18 protein-coding genes and 2 tRNA genes are annotated in these 17872 nt (G+C 69.9%); 9 read left to right on the top strand and 11 right to left on the bottom strand.

Features of this window, described 5'->3' with window-relative positions; translation table 11 throughout:
• Positions 1–50: 50 nt before the first annotated feature.
• The gene (locus tag AB0B94_RS18225) at positions 51–2816 is read right to left on the bottom strand and encodes a BTAD domain-containing putative transcriptional regulator (RefSeq protein ID WP_357281406.1); all 2766 of its coding nucleotides are present in this window, start codon (positions 2814–2816) and stop codon (positions 51–53) included.
• A 137-nt stretch (positions 2817–2953) separates the two neighbouring features.
• Here AB0B94_RS18225 and AB0B94_RS18220 point away from each other — a divergent pair, with 137 nt between their 5' ends.
• Genes AB0B94_RS18220 through AB0B94_RS18210 form a run of 3 tightly spaced genes read left to right on the top strand, consistent with a single transcriptional unit; the run spans position 2954 to position 5026 of the window.
• On the top strand, positions 2954–3874 hold the full coding sequence (locus AB0B94_RS18220) for a hypothetical protein (protein WP_357280790.1): 921 nt from the start codon (positions 2954–2956) through the stop codon (positions 3872–3874).
• Positions 3875–3883: 9 nt separating this feature from the next.
• A complete protein-coding gene (locus AB0B94_RS18215) occupies positions 3884–4516 on the top strand; it encodes a dihydrofolate reductase family protein (protein ID WP_357280787.1) in 633 nt (210 codons plus the stop codon).
• 57 nt (positions 4517–4573) lie between these two features.
• Entirely contained in the window at positions 4574–5026 is a 453-nt protein-coding gene (locus tag AB0B94_RS18210; RefSeq protein WP_357280784.1) for a hypothetical protein, read from the top strand.
• A gap of 30 nt (positions 5027–5056) precedes the next feature.
• Here AB0B94_RS18210 and AB0B94_RS18205 read toward each other — a convergent pair whose 3' ends face one another.
• The 3 genes from AB0B94_RS18205 to AB0B94_RS18195 all read right to left on the bottom strand — a co-directional run bounded on the left by AB0B94_RS18205 (position 5057) and on the right by AB0B94_RS18195 (position 6829).
• A complete protein-coding gene (locus AB0B94_RS18205) occupies positions 5057–5611 on the bottom strand; it encodes a hypothetical protein (protein WP_357280780.1) in 555 nt (184 codons plus the stop codon).
• Positions 5601–6149: a hypothetical protein gene (locus AB0B94_RS18200; RefSeq protein WP_357280776.1), complete on the bottom strand. Its 549-nt coding sequence runs from the start codon at positions 6147–6149 to the stop codon at positions 5601–5603. The genes AB0B94_RS18205 and AB0B94_RS18200 overlap by 11 nt, the downstream gene beginning before the upstream one ends.
• An 80-nt stretch (positions 6150–6229) precedes the next feature.
• Positions 6230–6829, bottom strand: coding sequence for a hypothetical protein (locus tag AB0B94_RS18195; protein WP_357280771.1), 600 nt, complete (start codon positions 6827–6829; stop codon positions 6230–6232).
• A gap of 117 nt (positions 6830–6946) precedes the next feature.
• Here AB0B94_RS18195 and AB0B94_RS18190 point away from each other — a divergent pair, with 117 nt between their 5' ends.
• Positions 6947–7363 (top strand): hypothetical protein, encoded by a 417-nt coding sequence (locus tag AB0B94_RS18190; protein ID WP_357280768.1) that lies wholly within the window; start codon positions 6947–6949, stop codon positions 7361–7363.
• Between the two features lie 6 nt (positions 7364–7369).
• Here AB0B94_RS18190 and AB0B94_RS18185 read toward each other — a convergent pair whose 3' ends face one another.
• Entirely contained in the window at positions 7370–8080 is a 711-nt protein-coding gene (locus tag AB0B94_RS18185) for a uridylate kinase (protein ID WP_357280765.1), read from the bottom strand.
• Between the two features lie 56 nt (positions 8081–8136).
• On the opposite strand from AB0B94_RS18185, the gene AB0B94_RS18180 reads away from it, so the two are divergent.
• Entirely contained in the window at positions 8137–8778 is a 642-nt protein-coding gene (locus AB0B94_RS18180) for a hypothetical protein (protein ID WP_357280762.1), read from the top strand.
• Positions 8779–8872: 94 nt separating this feature from the next.
• Here AB0B94_RS18180 and AB0B94_RS18175 read toward each other — a convergent pair whose 3' ends face one another.
• On the bottom strand, positions 8873–10309 hold the full coding sequence (locus tag AB0B94_RS18175; protein WP_357280757.1) for an MFS transporter: 1437 nt from the start codon (positions 10307–10309) through the stop codon (positions 8873–8875).
• A 144-nt stretch (positions 10310–10453) separates the two neighbouring features.
• Between AB0B94_RS18175 and AB0B94_RS18170 the strand changes: the two genes are divergently transcribed.
• From AB0B94_RS18170 to AB0B94_RS18160, 3 genes are read left to right on the top strand one after another with little or no spacing between them, the layout of a single operon-like run.
• Positions 10454–10915 (top strand): MarR family transcriptional regulator, encoded by a 462-nt coding sequence (locus AB0B94_RS18170; protein WP_357280754.1) that lies wholly within the window; start codon positions 10454–10456, stop codon positions 10913–10915.
• Positions 10916–10925: 10 nt separating this feature from the next.
• Entirely contained in the window at positions 10926–11531 is a 606-nt protein-coding gene (locus tag AB0B94_RS18165; protein WP_357280751.1) for a GNAT family N-acetyltransferase, read from the top strand.
• A gap of 43 nt (positions 11532–11574) precedes the next feature.
• Positions 11575–12183 (top strand): hypothetical protein, encoded by a 609-nt coding sequence (locus AB0B94_RS18160; protein ID WP_357280747.1) that lies wholly within the window; start codon positions 11575–11577, stop codon positions 12181–12183.
• A 54-nt stretch (positions 12184–12237) separates the two neighbouring features.
• On the opposite strand, the gene AB0B94_RS18155 is transcribed toward AB0B94_RS18160, so the two are convergent.
• From AB0B94_RS18155 to AB0B94_RS18140, 4 genes are all read right to left on the bottom strand, one after another.
• Positions 12238–12314 (bottom strand) — tRNA-Ile (locus tag AB0B94_RS18155).
• 121 nt (positions 12315–12435) lie between these two features.
• The gene (locus AB0B94_RS18150) at positions 12436–13674 is read right to left on the bottom strand and encodes an FAD-dependent oxidoreductase (RefSeq protein WP_357280743.1); all 1239 of its coding nucleotides are present in this window, start codon (positions 13672–13674) and stop codon (positions 12436–12438) included.
• Positions 13664–15781 (bottom strand): MMPL family transporter, encoded by a 2118-nt coding sequence (locus tag AB0B94_RS18145; RefSeq protein WP_357280739.1) that lies wholly within the window; start codon positions 15779–15781, stop codon positions 13664–13666. The genes AB0B94_RS18150 and AB0B94_RS18145 overlap by 11 nt, the downstream gene beginning before the upstream one ends.
• Before the next feature lie 264 nt (positions 15782–16045).
• A tRNA-Asn gene (locus AB0B94_RS18140) sits at positions 16046–16118 on the bottom strand.
• Between the two features lie 261 nt (positions 16119–16379).
• On the opposite strand from AB0B94_RS18140, the gene AB0B94_RS18135 reads away from it, so the two are divergent.
• Entirely contained in the window at positions 16380–16784 is a 405-nt protein-coding gene (locus AB0B94_RS18135; RefSeq protein WP_269682837.1) for a hypothetical protein, read from the top strand.
• Between the two features lie 64 nt (positions 16785–16848).
• Here AB0B94_RS18135 and AB0B94_RS18130 read toward each other — a convergent pair whose 3' ends face one another.
• On the bottom strand, positions 16849–17856 hold the full coding sequence (locus AB0B94_RS18130) for a sugar phosphate isomerase/epimerase family protein (RefSeq protein WP_030488695.1): 1008 nt from the start codon (positions 17854–17856) through the stop codon (positions 16849–16851).
• Positions 17857–17872 lie beyond the last annotated feature (16 nt).

Raw genomic sequence — 17872 nt, 5'->3', positions numbered from 1 at the left:
TGGCGGGGCACGCTGAAGCGGCTCGGAAACGGCGCTGAAAGCGGGGTACGTCAGCGCAGCCGCGTGGCGTCGAGTTGGTCGAGGTCGGCGCGGATCGAGTCGGCGTCGGCATCGCCCAACTCGTCGAGGATGGTCAGGGCCCGGCGCCACGCGGCACGGGCGGCGTCGACGTCGCCGAGCGCCCGGTGGCTGCCGCCGAGATTGACGTACGTGCTGGCTTCGGCGTACCTGTCGTTCACCTGCGTGAAGAGTTCGAGGGCGTGTTCGTAGCAGGCGATGGCGCGCCGGTCGTCGCCGAGCTGGTGGTGGGCGTGGCCGAGGCTGTCCCAGGTGTCGGCCTGCCCCTGGACGTCGTCCACCTCCTGCAACATGCGCAGCGCCTCGCCGCACGATGCGAGGGCATTGGGGTAGTCGCCGAGCAGCGCTTCCTGCCAACCGACCGCGTTGAGGGTGTACCCCTGCCCGGCCCGGTTTCCGGTCCCCCGGAACAGGGTCAGCGCCCGCCGGGAATGGCGCAGCGCCTGCTGGTGCTGCCCCTGCCGCTCGGCCAGTTGACCGAGGTTCAGGCAGGTGTGCGCCCGTCCGGCGTCGTCACCGAGATCGGTGAACAGGTCGAGCGCGCGCCGCAGGTGGTCGTCAGCCTCGTCGTAGCGTCGGAGCCGGGAGCAGGCGAGACCGAGGCTGCGGTGCGCGTGGCCCTGCCCGGCCTGATCCCCGATGCGGGACGCGGCGGCCAGCGCGATCCGTTGCGTGCCGAGCCAGTCCTGCCAGTGCCCCTGCCGGTGCAGGAAACCGGCGATGGTCCAGGCGAGCCGCCAGGCGTGTCCCTCAAACCCGGAGCGCGCCGCGAGCGGCACCGCGGCGAGGAGGACCGGGACCTCGGTGGTGAACCACGCCGCGGCGGCCGACCGGCTCCTGCGGCGCTCCAGCGTCACGCCCGCCGAGGGTGGCGGGAGGCTGATCTCGCTGAAGTGCGGGTGCAGTGCCAGGTCAGCGGCGTGAGCGGTGTGCAGGCAGTGATCGAGCAGCCGGTGAATGGCGGCCCGACGCTCGGCCGGCGGCTCGGCCTCGTCGGCGAGGCTGGCGGCGTACGCGCGCAGCAGGTCGTGGAACGCGTAGCGCCCGTACGTGTGCTCGGTGAAGAGATTCGCCCGGGTCAGCTCGGTGAGCAGGGAGCCGGTCGCCCGCGCGTCGACACCGGCCAGGCTGGCCACGGCCGGGGCGGAGACGTCCGGGCCGGGATGCAGGCTCAGCAGCCGGAACAGCCGCGCCGCGGCTGGGCTGAGCGTCCGGCACGACCAGGAGAAGACCGCCCGTACGTCGGTGGCCTCGTCGCCTGCCCGGAAGGCGTCCAGGTCGCCCAGCTCGTCGGCGACGGAAGCCAACGAGAAGCGCCGGTTGGTGGCGGCCCTGGCGGCCACGATGGCCAAGGCGATGGGCAGCCGCGCGCACCGGTCGGCGATGGTGTCGGCAGCGGCGGGTTCGGCGGCGACCTGGCGCTCCCCGAGCCGGCGGACCAGCATGTCACGGGCTTCGCCGGGGCTCAGCAGGTCGAGCGGCACCGGTTGGGCGCTTTCGGTGACGACCAGCGGAATCAGCTGGTCGCGGCTGGTGACGATGGCCAGACAGTCAGGTGAGCCGGGCAGCAGCGGCCGGACCTGTTCCGCGTCGCGGGCGTTGTCCAGCACCACCAGCACTCGCTTGCCCGCCACCGTCGTGCGGTACAAGCTCGCCATCGTGTCCGGGTCGCGGGGCATCCGGGCCACCGCAACGCCGAGCGCCTCCAGGAAACCGTGCAGCGCTCGCGCCGGTTCGGTAGGTGTGCCCGCCGGGTCGAAGCCGCGCAGGTTGACGTAGAGCTGCCCGTCGGGGAAGCGCGCGGCCGCGCGGTGCGCCCAGTGCACGGCGAGGGCGGTCTTGCCGACGCCGGCGGTCCCGGACACCACGACGGCGCCGCCCCGGTCGACCAGCGCGTCGAGGGCCGCGAGCTCCGCGTCCCGTCCGGTGAACGTGGGTACGGGGGGAGGCAACTGCGCCGCGACCCGCGGTGGTGCCGCCGTGGCCGGTGCGGCGATAGCGGTGTCCTGGCGCAGGATGGCGCACTCCAGGTCGCGTAGCCGCGGACCCGGGTCGAGGCCGAGGTTCTCCCGCAGGTTGTCGCGCAGCCGCCGGTACGTGGCGACCGCCTCCCCCTGTCGGCCGTCGCGGTACAGGGCGAGCATCAGCTGCGCGTGCAGGTGCTCGTCGAAGGGGTGCTGTCGGACGAGCCGTTCCAGGCCGGGGACGAGGCTGGCGTGCTCACCGACGGAGAGCCGGGCCTCGGCGAGCGATCGTTCGGCCTCCAACCGTAGGCGTGCCAGGTGTTCGGCCTGCTCCTCAAGCCAGGCCGACCCGGCCACGTCGGCCAGCGGTGGGCCCCGCCACAGTGCCACCGCGGCCGTCAGGTGCCTCACCTGCTCGTTGCGGTCCGTCGAGTGCCGGGCCAGCTCGATGAGGCGTTCGGCGGCCTGGACATCAGTGGAATCCGGCCCGGTGTCGAGCAGATATCCGGGTTGCCGCGCGACGATCGATCCGGGCTCGCCGAGCACCCCGCGTAGGTAGGAGACGTGGCGTTGCAACGTGTTCGCCGCGGTGGCCGGTAGCTGGTCGCCCCAGACCACGTCGATGAGCCGGTCGATGCTGACGACACGGCCCGCGTGCAGCGCCAACGTGGCCAGTACCGCCTTGCGGCGCACGCCGTTCACCGCCTGCGGACTGCCGCCGACGACCACCTCCACCGGCCCGAGCAGCCTGATCCGCACGCCCGTACCAACCATCGAAATCACCGAATCAAACTAACGTCCCCAGCCCAGCAAACTCGATCTATTCGTCGCGTAATGGACACGATCCACGGGGCACCGGAAACGGACTCCGGGAGCTACCGTCTAGCGCACAACGGCAGGGAGGTGCGCCAGTGGGCCATCGGCTGCGGCGCGTCGCGATGCTGCTGCTCGGTGCGGTGTTGCTGGGTACGGTCGGCCTGAGCCTCGGTTCCTGGTACGGCGGTCGCGGTGTCACGCCGCCCAGCGACGACCAGGCGCGGAGCCTGGCAGCGCACCTGCTTCCTGGCGCGGTGCCGGGCGACTCGGTCCGGGTCGCGCACGGCTACCGGTGGGGCGTCAGTCTCGCCGCCGACGACCTGGGCTCGGGCCAGGCGTCCTTCCAGTACCACGATGGTGACGACTGTGGGCTCTCGGAGCAACTGCGGCGCAACGCAGTGCCGCAGGGGTGGCAGGGCCTCCGCCGCGTACCTGGCTACCTGTGCGACGGCTGGCGGGCCGAGCGCGACGAACTGACGTTCACGCTCGACTACTCGCCGAGCGGAACGACGCTGACCATCGCACCGGCCGCTCCCGGCAGGTTCCTACCCAGCACTGTCGCTGGCACCCTCGCCGGCGCCGCGGCCGGCGCGGCGCTGTTCGGGTGGGTGGCACGGCGACGTCGACCCGTACGCCTGCTGGTGTGCACCCTGGTGACGGCTGGCCTCCTCCCGGGCGTCGCCCTCACCTGGACAGTCCTGGGCCCGGGCATCGTCACCGACCCGGTCTGGCCCGTCTGGCCCGCTCTCGCTGCCCTGCTGGTGCCCCTGTGGCTCGTGCTCCTCCTGGTCGGCGTGTATGCCTTCCCGAAACGCGAGACCGAGACCGACCCCAGCTCTCGGGTCACGGCGGTGGTGGTGAGTGTCGCGTGCGCGCTGGTCCCCGTGGTGATGGCCGCCGCGCTGCTCTTCATGTTCGTTCGAGCGCAGCCCGACCGTCCGACTGCCGTCGACCCCGTCGTGCCGTGGCCGACGGCCGAAGGCCGCAACGTCCAACCGTCCCCGTCCCCCCGATAGGTGCGCGCTGTGACCACACGTAACGGCAAGGTGATCGCCGACCAGACCATCTTCGCCGACGGGCACTCAGCCGGGCTCAACCAGAGCGAGGAACGCCCGTTCGGCGACGACGGCGGTGACGGCTGGGGCCGTGGGCTGCACGCCTGGATGTTCGACGCCGCCGAGGAGAACAAGGCCGAGCTCGACCAGATCACATTCGCCTCGGCGGTCATCATGGGCCGCAACATGTTCGGCCCGGTGCGCGGCGCATGGGATCGGCAGTGGAACGGCTGGTGGGGTGACGACCCACCGTTCCACAAGCCGGTGTTCGTGCTCACCCATCACGCACGCGAGCCGCAGCCGATGGCGGGCGACACCACCTTCCACTTCGTCACCGACGGGATCGAGTCGGCGCTCGCGCAGGCACGCGCGGCGGCCGGTGGCGGCGACCTCCTGATCCACGGCGGTGCGACCACCATCAACCAGTACCTCGCCGCCGGTCTGGTCGACGAGCTGCGGCTGCACATCGTGCCGGGCACCCTCGGCGCCGGCGTCCGGCTGTTCGAGGGCGTCCCGCCGCTGAACCTCGAACAGGTGACGGCGCGTGCGGCGAGCACGGTCCTGCACGTCACCTACCGCGTGCTCGTCACCCCTCCTCGGTAGCCTGCCCGACGAGCCGGCGGAGAGCCGTAGGGGCAGAGTCGTACGACGGAGGATGCGTTGTCTGCTATCGCGTCACTGACAGTGGTCCCCCGGGGCAGCATCACCGAGCTGGCTCGCCTGGCCCGCACATCGCCGTCGTCGTTCCGCGCGTACCTGGCCGAACACGGGAGCAGGGCGCGGCAGGAGTACGACTGGTCCGGCTACTGCATGCTGTACGTCCTGACCTATCTGGAGGAACGCGGCATCGACCTGGAACCGCCGGAGTTGAATGCCGAGTCGGAGGCCATCAACAGCGCGTACGGCCTGACCACGCTCATCACTCCAGCACCAGGGCTCCTGGATCAGCTCGATCCCGACGCGCACCGCGCGGAGGATCTGGCGGCCCACTTCGAGGACATGGGGATGGACTTCGAGGAGAGCGGCACAGTCGGACTGGACACGCTGAGGCTGTTGCGCGACAGCATCTCCGACCTTCGCGACGACGACGTGTTGCTGCTGCACATCGGCTGAGGCCGACGGCTGTCGTCGGATGCCCGGCGACTACCGGGGCCGTCTGTCGCGGGGGGTGAGGGACCGACCGGCCGCGTCCTGAACGGCGACTGACACCGAGTTCTTGCCAGACCAGTCCGGCCCGGTTGGTGCGGCCTGCACCACGAAGCGCCTGGACCCGTCGGAGCCGTGGACCTTGAGAGGCACCAGTTCGGCGTTGCGGAAGCGGGCCTGCATATCGCCGCCGTCCGCGGCCACCTCGGCTCGGGCGGCCGCGGCGGGGAGCATGCCGAAGAGGATCGGTGCGGCGGTGCCGCGGAGCGTACGGACGCTGAGCTCGTAGTTCTGCAGAACTCCGGACTCGGTGCAGGCGCGTTCCACTGTCGCGCCGTCCTGACGCAGGTAGAGACACTCGCCCCAGGTGCTTTCCCGAACCTGGACCACCGACCAGTTCACGCCGCCGGTCGTGCCTTCGGTGAGTAACCGGGGACCGGTGACGGTGGGCCGCCGCCCGTCCCAGCCCTCCCAGTTGAGGCCGCCGACCACGGCGAGACCACCGAACACCACCACGATGGCCACCACGGTGCGGGTGCGGCTAGTAGACAAGCAGATCACCGCCTTGCGAGTCGTGCAGCCGCAGCGACACGACCTCGACCCGGTCGCCGGCGTCGGGTACGTACACGGCGTAGACCCGGTAGGCGTCGTGACCCGATGCGATGGTGGCCGCCTCGCGTGGCGTTCCGTCGCCGAGGGTGATCTGGATTGACGTGGCGGCGGCCGGCACGATGCCGTAGAGGATCGCCTCCGGCAGTCGCCGGCCCAGACGCTCCGAATGGACCTGCTCGGCCCGCCCACCGGCCAGCCAGCCGTCGCCGTCTGCCACCCGGGGCCAGGCGCAGTCCTTGCCCGCCTCCCGCCAGTTGACGTACGGGTCGGAGAACGTCTCCCGCTCAAGTTTGGCGCATCGGACATCGAACGAACCGGTGACCCGGAGCCGGTAGTTGTCGCCCTCGTCGAGGGTGAAGAAGGCGACGTTGCTCTTCCACCGGTCACCGATGGCGACATAGGTCCAGCCGGAGACCGCCAGCAGGACGAGAAGGACGATGAGGCCCCGGCGTACGGCCTTGCGCGGTGCGGCGGTCATGCGGCGCTCCTCGGTGGGTGTGACGCACTCAAGGTAGCGCCGACGCACCAGCGTCTCGGGGAGACCGAATGCCTACCCTGTCAGCTCGCCGTGCCAGGCCAGACCGTGACACGCATCCTCCACCCGCCGCTCATGGGCTCGACGAACTCGACGACTGCGACATGCAGGTCGCCCTGCGTGCGAACGCAGTACCGACTCCCCTTGGCGAATCTTGAGTTGCTCGTCGCGAAGCTGTTGAGCTGCGAGATGCAGTCCTGCCGCTGCGGTGCACCGGGCTTGTCCCACTTCGCCAGACCGGACCAGGCCGGGTAGCTCTGCAACAAAGTTCCGGCGTCGTAGATATCGATGCTCGGGTCCGGGGCCGTGGCGACCTTCGGCGGGTCCGCGTCGAGGTCGACGCCGTTGTTGGCGAAGAGCACCTCGTACGGCCCGGCGCCCGCTCGGTCGACCGGACCGGGACGCGTTGGCGTCGTCCCCGCTGAACTGGACGCGATGGAAGGCGTCGAAGTCGCCCCGGTGGACGTCTGCTGACCGCCGTCCGCGCCGAAGCCGCCGATCTGGTGCACAAAGGCCGCGGCACCCACGATCGCGGTGATCAGGGCTGCGATGGCGGTGAGCATCCCGGCCATCGTCTGCCAGAACGGCTCCCGTCGACCGGAGCCGTGCTGCGGATCGGTCACGCTCTTTCCTTCCGCTACCTGGCACTCGCGCTGATCATCGCATGACCACGCCACTCGTCGATGCCTCCGGCCAACGCCTTTGACGTGATGGACATCGACAGTCGTAGGATGCCCGCCGTGGGATACACGGTGTGGCCGTCAGGCCGTCTGCATCTACCGGAGTCGGACGACACCGCCGCGGTCGCCGCCGCCAAAGCCGCCATGGCTGAACATTCTGTTTGGTACAAACCCGATGCGTCTCCGTCGGATGACACGCTTGTCGACATAGCATGCGAGGCCAGGGCCTCGATCGCCCGTGACGGGGACTGGATCGAGTTCAATCATGACGACGAGGGCGACCCCAAGTGGTCGAACCAGGCCACGGCCTTCTACGTCGCGATCGCGCCGTTCGTTCGCTCCGGCACGGTCCAGATCCAGGGCGAGGACGGCGCCCGCTGGTCCTACGCCTACGCGGACGGGCAGATCACCCAACAGGGTTGGAACGGTTGGGACGGGTCCATCGAGCCGTTCGGCGATTATGTGGACCACCCGTAGGCGCTGTCACTCACCGGCCGCCCGAACTTCGGAGTGCGGGTCTTCTCGCCGGGGAGTCTCCCAGACCGGCCGCTGGGGCTCGTCGTTGTGCACGACGATGTCGGCGTGCACGGTGGGGCGAGCCATAGCGAAGTAGAGCTGCTGCGAGGGGATGTAACGCTCGCGCCAGCGCCGCTCGATATCTACCCGGGTCGACACCCGGTGCTCTCGGATCACGGCACGATCCACTGTCTTCTCCAGCGCCGTCGACACGAAGATGCGCAGGTCCCACCGATCAACCAGTTCCGGGCGCAGGAGGAAGACGCCGTCGAAGACAAGCACGGCGTCGGCCGGGGCGGCCGTGACCGGCGGGGACAGCACAGCATCCGCGCTGCGGTCGTAGACAGCGGGCTGGAAGCGTCGATCTCCGCCCGGCCCCAGCGGATCGAGCAGCACCCGGTTCAGCGCCGCGTAGTCGTGGGTGTCGTAATAGCAACCTTCGGCCGAGTACTCGCCGCGCGGATAACGCCGCGCCCGGGGGAAGAGGAAGTCGTCGATAGTGGCGCGGATGACGTCGCGGCCCTGGTCGCGCAGGACGACGGCCAACTCGTCGGCGAGGGTGGTCTTCCCGGCGGCGGGCGGCCCGTCGATGGCGACCCGCGTCGGGTGGGCGACAGCGACGGACCCGACCAGCTCAGCCAGGTGCCCGAGCAGCTCGCCACGAGTGCCTTGAACCATGACTCCCCGTCCTCACGACATCCATCACAGTCGTTCACATCACGTACGGTCTGGCGATGATGGCACGGATCCTGGCGCACCTTCGCCCGCCGCTCGTCGTGTGCGGACAACTGGTTGCCCTGGTGTTGCTCGTCCTGGACGCGCGCCGTGAATGGAGTGCGTACGGGCTTGTCGTGCTGCTCCTGTTGCTCGGTGCGCTTGCCGCGATACCAGCGGCGTTGGTCGACTCGCCGAGGTTCCGGCCGATCAGCCTGGTCGCACAGACCGTCGGAGCCGGCGTCGTCGCGCTGGCTCTCCACGACTCGACCGACAAGCGGGCCCTCTGGGTGTACGCACTGTCTGCCCTGGTGGCGGTGGTCGCGCCGACCAGCCGGCCGGGGCTCGGCCGGGCGACGGTGATCGGCGTGGGTTCGGCGCTGGCGCTCACCATCGGCGTGTCGGCTCCGGCACTGGCCTGGGGTGGTGGCCAGCCCGAGGCGGTGGTCTGCGTTCCGCAGGGGGGTTCCGCTGAGGATCTGGTGCGCGAGAGCCACCGCTTCGACCCGAACAACGTGGTTGCGGGCTTCGGGTCAGAAGGGCCGCAAGCGCCGTGCCTGGAAGTGTTCTTCGATCCCGGTGCCACCGGTGACGACGCCGACGACGTCGTCCGCCGCTACTCCGATGACCCGAGGGTCTCCTCCGTCAGCCGGACACGCTGACGCTCAGCGCACAGGTGCGACCGAGGGGCTGCGCCATCAAGGCCGACGAGCCGGCGATCTGCCAAGTCGCCTCGTGCAGCGGAAACAACCCTCCTCACTCGTCGATCTCCTGCGGACTGGATGCGGACTGCGCCGCGGGCAGGAAGGGTGTGAGCAGGACGGCCAGGGCGATGGCTCCGGCGTTGTAGCAGAGCGCCGTTGCTGCGGCGTCTGGGAAATCTCGGGAGTCGAGCAGCGAGAAGAAGATGGCCCCGACGACCGCGACGCCGACGGCCGCGCCCAACTGCAGCACGGCGTTGGTCACGCCGGAGCCGGCGCCGGCGTTGCGCGGCGGAACATCGGCGAGCACGACCGTTGTCACGATAGAGACGCACAGACCCATGCCCAGGCCCATCACCAGGATCGGCGCGGCGAGCTGCCAGAAAGTGACGGTCATGCCGTCGCTGGTGAACATGACAATGAGCAGGGCCAGGCCGGCGGCCATGACGGTCAGGCCGATCTGGATAAGCCCACGGCCACGGGTGGCGGCGAACCGTTGGGCCACGCCGGTGGTGAGGACGATGCCGACGGGGAAGCCGAGGCCGGTCAGGGCGGTACGCAGCGGGCTCCATCGGTAGCCGATCAGCAGCGTGTAGTTGAGCACCAGGAACAGCGACGCCAGCGCGGAGAAGACGATCAGCAGCACGATCAGGCCGACCACAAACGAGCGCTGCCGCACCAGGTCTGGCGGGACCAGCGCGGAGCCGTCGCGGCTGTCCCGCCGCCGTTGCACCATCCCGAACGCCCAGAGCAGTGGCACCGCGGCAACCACCAGCACGATCATGCCGATCGGCCAGCCCGCCTCCCGGCCCTGGATCACTGGGAACATCAGGGCGAACGAGGCGAGGCTGATCAGCACGATGCCGGCCACGTCGACGCGCAGTGGCGTCTCGGAGCGCGACTCCGGCAGCCAGCGCAGCGCGCCGAGCAGCGTGAGGACGCCGATCGGCACGTTGACGTAGAAGATTGCCCGCCAGCCCAGGTTGAAGACGCTGTACTCGGTAAACAGCGCCCCGAGCAGCGGGCCGCTGACGTTGGCGAGGCTGAGCGTGACGCCGTACAGGGCGAACGCCTTGGCCCGTTCGGCATTGTGGAACAGGATGACCACCACGGACATCACCTGCGGGACCATCAGGCCGGCGGCGATTCCCTGGAGCAGGCGCGCGATGACCAGGATCGGGGCCGTCGTGGCGGCCCCACAGACGATCGAGGCGGCGGTGAACGCCACGATACCGATCAGGAAGACCCGACGCCGGCCGTAGATGTCGCCGAGGCGGCCACCCGGGATCAGGGCCAGGGCGAACGTGACCGAGTAGCCGGCCAGGATCCACTGCGCGGCGGCGTAGTCGGCACCCAGGTCGGCTTGAATCCGCGGTAGCGCGATGCTGACGATCGTGGAGTCGACCAGGTCCATGAAGGCGGCGGCGAGGACGACGGCGAAGGCCAGCCATGAGCGGCCGCCACTCCGCTGGGGCGCGACATCGGTAGTCATGTCGGTCCTCCGACTCTTGCTACGATCGGAGCAGATGAACGAAAAAAGAGCTTCTCGCACACCGATCTGCTCGCTTTTAGATTCTCTCTATTTCCGAGACTTTATGAGGAGGGACGCCGAGTGTCAACGTCATCACGGGCGTCATTGGTCGCCGACCTGTACCGCCTGGAGCGCGCGTCGGCACAAGCCGCTGTGCTGTTCCATGGCGCCCTCGCCGCGCGGGCCGGCATCACCGTTACCGACATCAGCTGCCTGGGCGTGCTCGACAAGGACGGGCCGATGGCTGCGGGCCGCCTCGCCCGCCAGATCGGCCTCACCCGCGGCGGCGCCATCACCGGCGTACTGGACCGGCTGGAGCAGGCAGGTTTCCTGCGCAGGCAGCGCGATCCCGGCGATCGGCGGAAAGTGACGATCGAGCTGGTGCGCGGCGAGGCGTACGGACGTCTACAGCAGACCCTCGACGAGTTCAGCCGCGACTACCTCGCCCTCATCGAGGGGTACTCCGACGAGCAGTTGCGGCTGCTCAACGAGTTCTCCCGCCGTTCCACAGCGATCCTCGACCGGCACACCGCAACCTTGCAGGGCACCGAGCAGCAACCGGCATGACGAGGGGTTCGTGGCTAGAGCGCATCGCTCGCTGGTGTTCCTGCCGGCGCTATGCGCGATACTTCTCGTCATGATCCGCCATGGCCTTGTGGAGTTCAGGCAGATCTCCCACCCGTCCGAGATCGGTGCCCGCCAGACACGCGAGCTAGTCGAGTGCTGGACGGCGGTGGCGAACGCCGGCGGCGCGGTAGGTTTCGCGTTCCCACCCGTCGGATTGGAACAGGTAGCTCCCGTGGCCGAGCGCCTCATCGCCGACCTGGATCCCCAGCGCAGCAGGCTCCTCCTGGCGGTGGTCGACGGGGCACTGGCGGGTTGGCTGAACCTGTCCCGCCACGTCGATCCACTCGTGGCTCACTGGGGCACCGTCAACCGCGTCCAAACACATCCCGGCTACCGAGGTCGCAGGATCGGCGCGGCGATGATGCATCGGATCCGGCAGATCGGCCGCGACGAGATGGGGCTTGAACAGCTGCGCCTTTGCGCCCGAGGCGGGGCCGGCCTGGAGGACTTCTACGGTCGACTTGGCTGGAAGGAAATCGGCCGGTGGCCCGCAGCGCTGCGGTTTGGCGCGGACGATGACCGGGACGAGATCCTTATGATCCTCGCCCCGCTGTGACGTGTTCTGATCACACTGCCAGCATGGCCTAGGGTGCGCTGTCATGGGCAATGACGCCGCTGCGAGTGCCAAGCGGATGCCTCATGTGGCGCGCCGTTGGCGGCTCTTGGTCGCCGCAGCGCTGGCTGTCGCACTGTGCGCCGGGTATCTGTCGGCCACCGTCGGCCATCGCCTCGATCACGGCAGCTCGTGGTGGCACGGTGGCGACGCGGAGTCCCGCACGGAAGGGCAGCGGACGGAGCTGCGGTTCGCCTTCAATCCCGGAGGGCACGTCACGTTCGGCGCGTCCATCCGCAATCCCGGTCCGTGGCCGGTGACGATCACGGGCATCAATGACCGTCCAGCGGATCAGCAAGTATTCAAGATCACCCGCTTGGCGGTAAACCATGCCGACGAGGCCACCGACGCCGTGTTCGACCCGGCTGCGGCGGAACCGTTCCGGTCGATCCGGGTGGCGGCGGGCGCGGAACTGCCGGTCTTCGTCACGATCACTATCCCGGACGTGGAGTTCTCCTCCGGATCGTCGCTGTTCTTCGACGATCTCGCGATCGACTACGAGGTACTCGGCCTGCCCCGTCACCAGAGGGTGCCGATGGGCTTTCGCCTGTCGGTCTACTCGGCGAACGAGTATGTACCAAGCGGTAGGCGCTGACACTGCGGATCTTCGCCCGGGTCGTCGGGAGCATGGCTGACCAGGGAAAACGGCTGGTGGGGCGGGCGGGGCTCGAACCCGCGACCGAGGGATTATGAGTCCCCTGCTCTAACCGGCTGAGCTACCGCCCCGAACACCGCGCCGGATCTTATCCCGCTCGGCGGCCAGCGGCCAGCATCGAGCCGGCCGGTGCCCACGCCTGCGCCAGCACGATGGGCTACAGGAATATAACAGCGCGCTCGGGTAGGCCTGTCAGCCGGCGCGCAGCTCGTCCAGCACCGCGCTGGCTGCGCGCCAGCCGCTGGTGAGGGCGCCCTGGATCGATGGGCTGTCCCGGTGGTCACCGGCGACGAACAGGCCCTCGCCCAGCGCCACCGGCTTGCGCAGCCGTCCCTGCGGGGGCGGCGCGGCGGGTAGCGCCTCGGGGATTGCCACTGTGGTGAGGTGGGTCCAGTCTGCGGTGGAGCGGCCGTACAGCCGGGTCAACTCGGCCCGGATGGTCGGCTCGGGTGGGGCGGTCGGGCCGACCACCGAGGTGGCGATCAGGTGCCGTCCGGCGGGCGCGTACGTCGCGGCGGCGTTGCTGAGCACCACGGTGTTGGCGACGAGTTCGCGTCGGTCGCCGTCGACGAGCAGGATCGGCTCGGTGAGCGGCGGCTCGGCCGCGCTGTGGTAGTAGGTGGTGTAGCTGTGCATGCGTACCGTCGCCAGGGCCGGAAGCAGCGCGGCCGCGGCGGGCGGGTCGACGGCGACCACGACGGCCCGGCAGCTGATGTCGCCGGCCTGGGTGCGGACCCGGCCCGGGGTGACCTCCGCGACCGGGGTGTCCAGGTCGAGCAGGTCGGCGGGCAGCGGCGCGGCGATGGCCCGGGGCAGCGCGGCCATTCCTTCGGCGGGCAGGCCGATCCGGCCGCGGGCGAAGGAGCGCAGCACCATCGCCAGCACGTGACTGGAGGTGGAGAGTTCCCGGTCGATGAACACACCGGACAGGAACGGTCGCAGCAGTTCCTCGATGATGGCGTCGGAGAGGCCGGCGCGGCGCAGCGCTGTCTCGGTGCTGGTCTCCGGCGCGGCGAGGAGCCGGGTCGCGGGGAGGGTGGCGCAGCCGGTGGCGAGCGCGGCGAAGCGCAGCCGGTCGAGCAGGGAGCCGACGTCGGCGAGCGCGGTGCCGGGCCCACCGGTCGGTTCGCGCAGTGGGTTGACCAGCCGCAGCAGCTTGTCGCCCTTGCGGACCAGCACGCCGGAGGTGAAGTAGCCGAGGTTGAGCTGGTCGGTGTCGAGCAGCGTGCCGAGCCGGGGGTAGGCGGTGTTGAGCACCTGGAAGCCCCGGTCGATGAGGTGACCGTCGACCACGTCGGTGGCGACCCGGCCGCCGAGCCGACCCTCGGCCTCCACCAGCCGCCAGGGCACGCCGGCGCGGTGCAACCGGCGGGCGGCGGCGAGGCCGGCCAGGCCGCCGCCGACGATGACCACATCGGTTTCAGCCAGCACCGCGCGCCTCCCGCTCACCGTTCGCCCGGGACAACCGGCCCGGCCACCAGATCTTCGGCCCGATGTCGTACGCGAGTGCGGGCACCAGCAGCGACCGGACGATGATGGTGTCGATCAGTACCCCGATCGCGACCGCCGTACCCAGCTCGACGAGGATCACCAGTGGCAGGACGGCGAGGGCGGAGAACGTCGCGGCGAGCACGATGCCGGCGGAGGTGATCACCCCGCCGGTGACGGCGAGGCCGGCGAGTACACCGGCGCGGGCGCCGCGCTTCACCGATTCCTCACGGACACGGCTCATCAGGAAGATGTTGTAGTCGATGCCGAGCGCGACAAGGAAGACGAACGCGAACAGCGGGAACGACGAGTCCACGCCGGGGAAGTCGAAGACGTGGCGGAACAGCAGCGCGCAGAGGCCGAGGGTCGCCGCGAAGCTGAGCAGCACTGTGGCGATCAGCAGCAGCGGGGCGAGCAGCGCGCGCAGCAGCAGGGCCAGGATGACCGCGATGACCACCAGCACCACCGGGATGATGACGTTCTGGTCGCGCTTCGCGGCGTCCGAGGTGTCCACGTTGATAGCGGTGAAGCCGCCGACCACAGCGTCCGCGCCGGGCACCTGGTGTACGGCCACCCGCAGCTCGCGGATGGTCCGTTCGGCGCCGTCGCTGTCGGGTGGGTCGGCCAGGGTCGCCTCCAGTTGCACCCGCCCGTCGACGACCTTCGGGGCGGCGTTCTCCTCGGGTGGGCCGGTCTGCGGGCCGGTGGTGAGGGGGCGGACGTCGGCGACGCCGGGCACGTCGGTCGCCACCTGGGCGACCTGTCGGGCGGTCTGCTCGGTGGTGAAGATGGTGGCCGGGCTGCCGGTGCCGGCCGGGTAGTGCCGGGAGATCACCTCTTGGCCGTCGACCGAGTCGGTGCGCTGGGTGAACAGGTCGGACTGGCCGAGCGTGGTGGCGCCGAGCTGGGTGAGGCCGAGGGTCAGCAGGGCCAGCACGACGGCGGTGGTCAGCCAGATCGGGCGGGCGTGCCGGGCCACGAAGCCGGCGACCCGGCTCCAGATGCCGTGTTCGGCTCGCGGGTCGGCCTGGTCGGCTCGGGGTCGTCGGGGCCAGAACGCCCACCGCCCGCCGAGCACCAGCAACGCGGGGAGGAAGGTGAGCATCACCAGCAGGGTGGCGGCGATGCCGATGGCGGCGACCGGGCCGAGCGCCCGGTTGGAGTTGAGGCTGGACAGCAGCAGGCAGAGCAGGCTGACGATGACGGTGCCGCCGGAGGCGATGATGGCCGGCGCGGCGCCCTTCCAGGCGGTCTTCATGGCGTCCCACGGGCGGTCGTGCCGGTGCAGTTCCTCCCGGTAGCGGGCGATCAGCAGCAGTGCGTAGTCGGTGCCGGCGCCGAAGACCAGCACGGTGAGGATGCCCTGGGCCTGCCCGTTGAGTTTGACCACGTCCGCGTCGGCGAGCAGGTAGACGAAGACCGAGGCGAGGGCGTACGACATCCCGGCGGCGAGCAGCGGGAAGATCCACAGGACCGGGCTGCGGTAGACGATCAGCAGGATGACCAGCACCACCACCAGGGTGACCAGCAGCAGTGGTCCGTCGATGGCGGAGAAGACCTCGATCAGGTCGGCGAGCAGGCCGGCCGGGCCGGAGACGTCCACTGTGAGGCCGTCCCGGTCACCGCCGGTGATGTCGCGCAGTTGCTCGACGACAGTGCCGATCTCCTCGCCCTCGGCGTCGTCGACAGGTACGACGACCTGGAGTGCCTGGCCGTCGTCGCTCGGGATGGGCGGGGGCAGTGGGGTGACCACGCCGGGGATCTGGGCGAACCGGGCGGCGTCGGCGCTCACCCGTTGCCGGTCCGCGTCGGTGATCCCGGAGGGCCGCTCGTAGACGACCAGAGCCGGGATGGTCTGCCGGTCGACGAAGTCGCCGGCGAGGTCCTGGGCCCGGGTCGCCTCGGCGTCGGTGGGCAGGAAGGCGGCGTTGTCGTTGGTGGCGACCTCGCTGAGGCGCCCCGCGTACGGGCCGGAGACGCCGCCGATCACCAGCCAGGCCAGCACGACCGCCACCGCGATCAGCGTGGCCTTGCCGCCTCGTCCGGACATCCGCACTCACCCCAAGGATCGACGCGTCAGTCGACGCACTCTGAACGCGACTCAACATCGCCCATCCTGCCGCCGAAACCCCCCGAGACAGTGCGAATCCGGCATCCCGCCCGGGTCGATCATGGAGTTGTGGTGGGGGATGAAGGGCGCAGAACAGCACGCAACCGGCACCACAACTGCATGATCGACCCGAGGGTGGGGTCGGGGTGGGGTGGGTATGACGAACGCCCGCCGGCTTCAGGCCGACGGGCGTTTGTGGGGAAGCTCCCCCGATTGGACTCGAACCAATAACCTGCCGGTTAACAGCCGGCTGCTCTGCCAATTGAGCTACAGGGGATCGTGCTCCGCGCGACCTCGGATCTCCCCGACGCCGTGCGACGGGACAAGAGTACAGGACATCCCCCGGTGATGGTCCAGTGGGTTCCCTCCCCGCCGTCGCATTGACAATCGGGGTAAATCGCCATCCCGGCACAACCATGCTTGAGCGGAGAGCAGGATGGGTAGTTAGCTGCGGACAGAGGACGCAGGCGCGAACAGGTCGCCTTCCGACGGGGCAACTCGCCGGGGTGACGGCGCGTCAGGTACGGAAGGAGCCGCCATGCGCGGAAAGATCATGTTTCTTGGCGGGCTGGCTGCGGGATTCGTCCTGGGCGCCCGTGCCGGCCGGGAAAAGTACGAAGAGCTAGTGGTCCGGGGCCGCAAGGTGCTCGACCACCCGACCGTCCAGGAGGCGGCCGGGGTCGCGCAGGCCCAGGCCAACAAGCTCTACAGCGAGGGCAAGGACAAGCTCGGCCAGACCAAACTGGGCGAGAAGCTGGGCAACGGCAACGGCAGCACCGGCAAGCAGGAGCTGACCGCCGCCGACGACGCGTTCGCCGGCACGCCCGCCACGGTGGGTGCCAAGGCGGGCACCAGCACGGTCGGCACGACCTCCGGGTCGCCGTCGTCCACGAATCCCCGCACCAAGCCGTCCGGCTCGGGCACGAACGCCAGCACGCTCTGACCAACCGCACGTCGACGGGCCGGTCGCCGCAGGGCGACCGGCCCGTGGTCTGTCCGACGTGTGGTCAGTCCTTGCTGCTGAACGCCGCGTCGAAGGCGGCGCTCGGGGCGTCGAAGGCGAGCCGGCGGACGAACTGCAACGCCTCCGGGGCACCGACCAGCCGGTCCATTCCGGCGTCTTCCCACTCGACCGAGATCGGGCCGGTGTAGCCGATCGCGTTCAACGCGCGGAAGCAGTCCTCCCAGGGCACGTCGCCGTGGCCGGTGGAGACGAAGTCCCAACCGCGCCGCAGGTCGGCCCAGGGAAGGTGCGAGGCGAGCCGGCCACGCCGGCCATCGCCGGTACGCACCTTCGCGTCCTTGCAGTCCACGTGGTAGATCCGGTCGGCGAAGTCGAAGATGAAGTTCACCGGGTCCAGCTCCTGCCACACGAAGTGCGACGGGTCCCAGTTCAGCCCGAACGCCGGCCGGTTGCCGATCGCCTCCAGCGTCCGCTTCGTCGTCCAGTAGTCGTACGCGATCTCACTGGGGTGCACCTCGTGCGCGAACCGCACTCCCACCTCGTCGAACACGTCGAGGATGGGGTTCCACCGGTCGGCGAAGTCCTGGTAGCCGCGCTCGATCATCGACGGCGGCACCGGCGGGAACATCGCGAGGGTGTGCCAGATCGACGAACCGGTGAAGCCGACAACCGTCTTCACCCCGAGCTTCGCCGCTGCCCGCGCGGTGTCCTTGATCTCCTCGGCGGCCCGCTGGCGAACCCCCTCGGGCTCCCCGTCGCCCCAGATGCGGCCGGGCAGGATGTCCTGGTGCCGCTCGTCGATCGGGTGGTCGCAGACCGCCTGACCAACCAGGTGGTTGGAGATCGTGAAGACCTCAAGGTTGTGCTTCGCGAGGGTCTCCCGCTTGCGCTCGACGTACGAGTCGTCGGCGAGCGCCTTGTCGACCTCGAAGTGGTCGCCCCAGCAGGCGATCTCCAGACCGTCGTAGCCCCACTCGGAGGCGAGCCGGCAGACCTCCTCGAACGGAAGATCGGCCCACTGGCCGGTGAAGAGCGTGATGGGTCGCGCCATTGTCCTTCTCCCCTGT

Origin of the sequence: Micromonospora sp. NPDC048986 (assembly GCF_040649335.1) — a bacterium.
In the GTDB taxonomy this organism is placed as follows: Bacteria; Actinomycetota; Actinomycetes; order Mycobacteriales; family Micromonosporaceae; genus Micromonospora; species Micromonospora alfalfae.
Note: the sequence above shows the minus strand (reverse complement) of the source record. Positions and strands in the feature narration are given on the sequence as shown.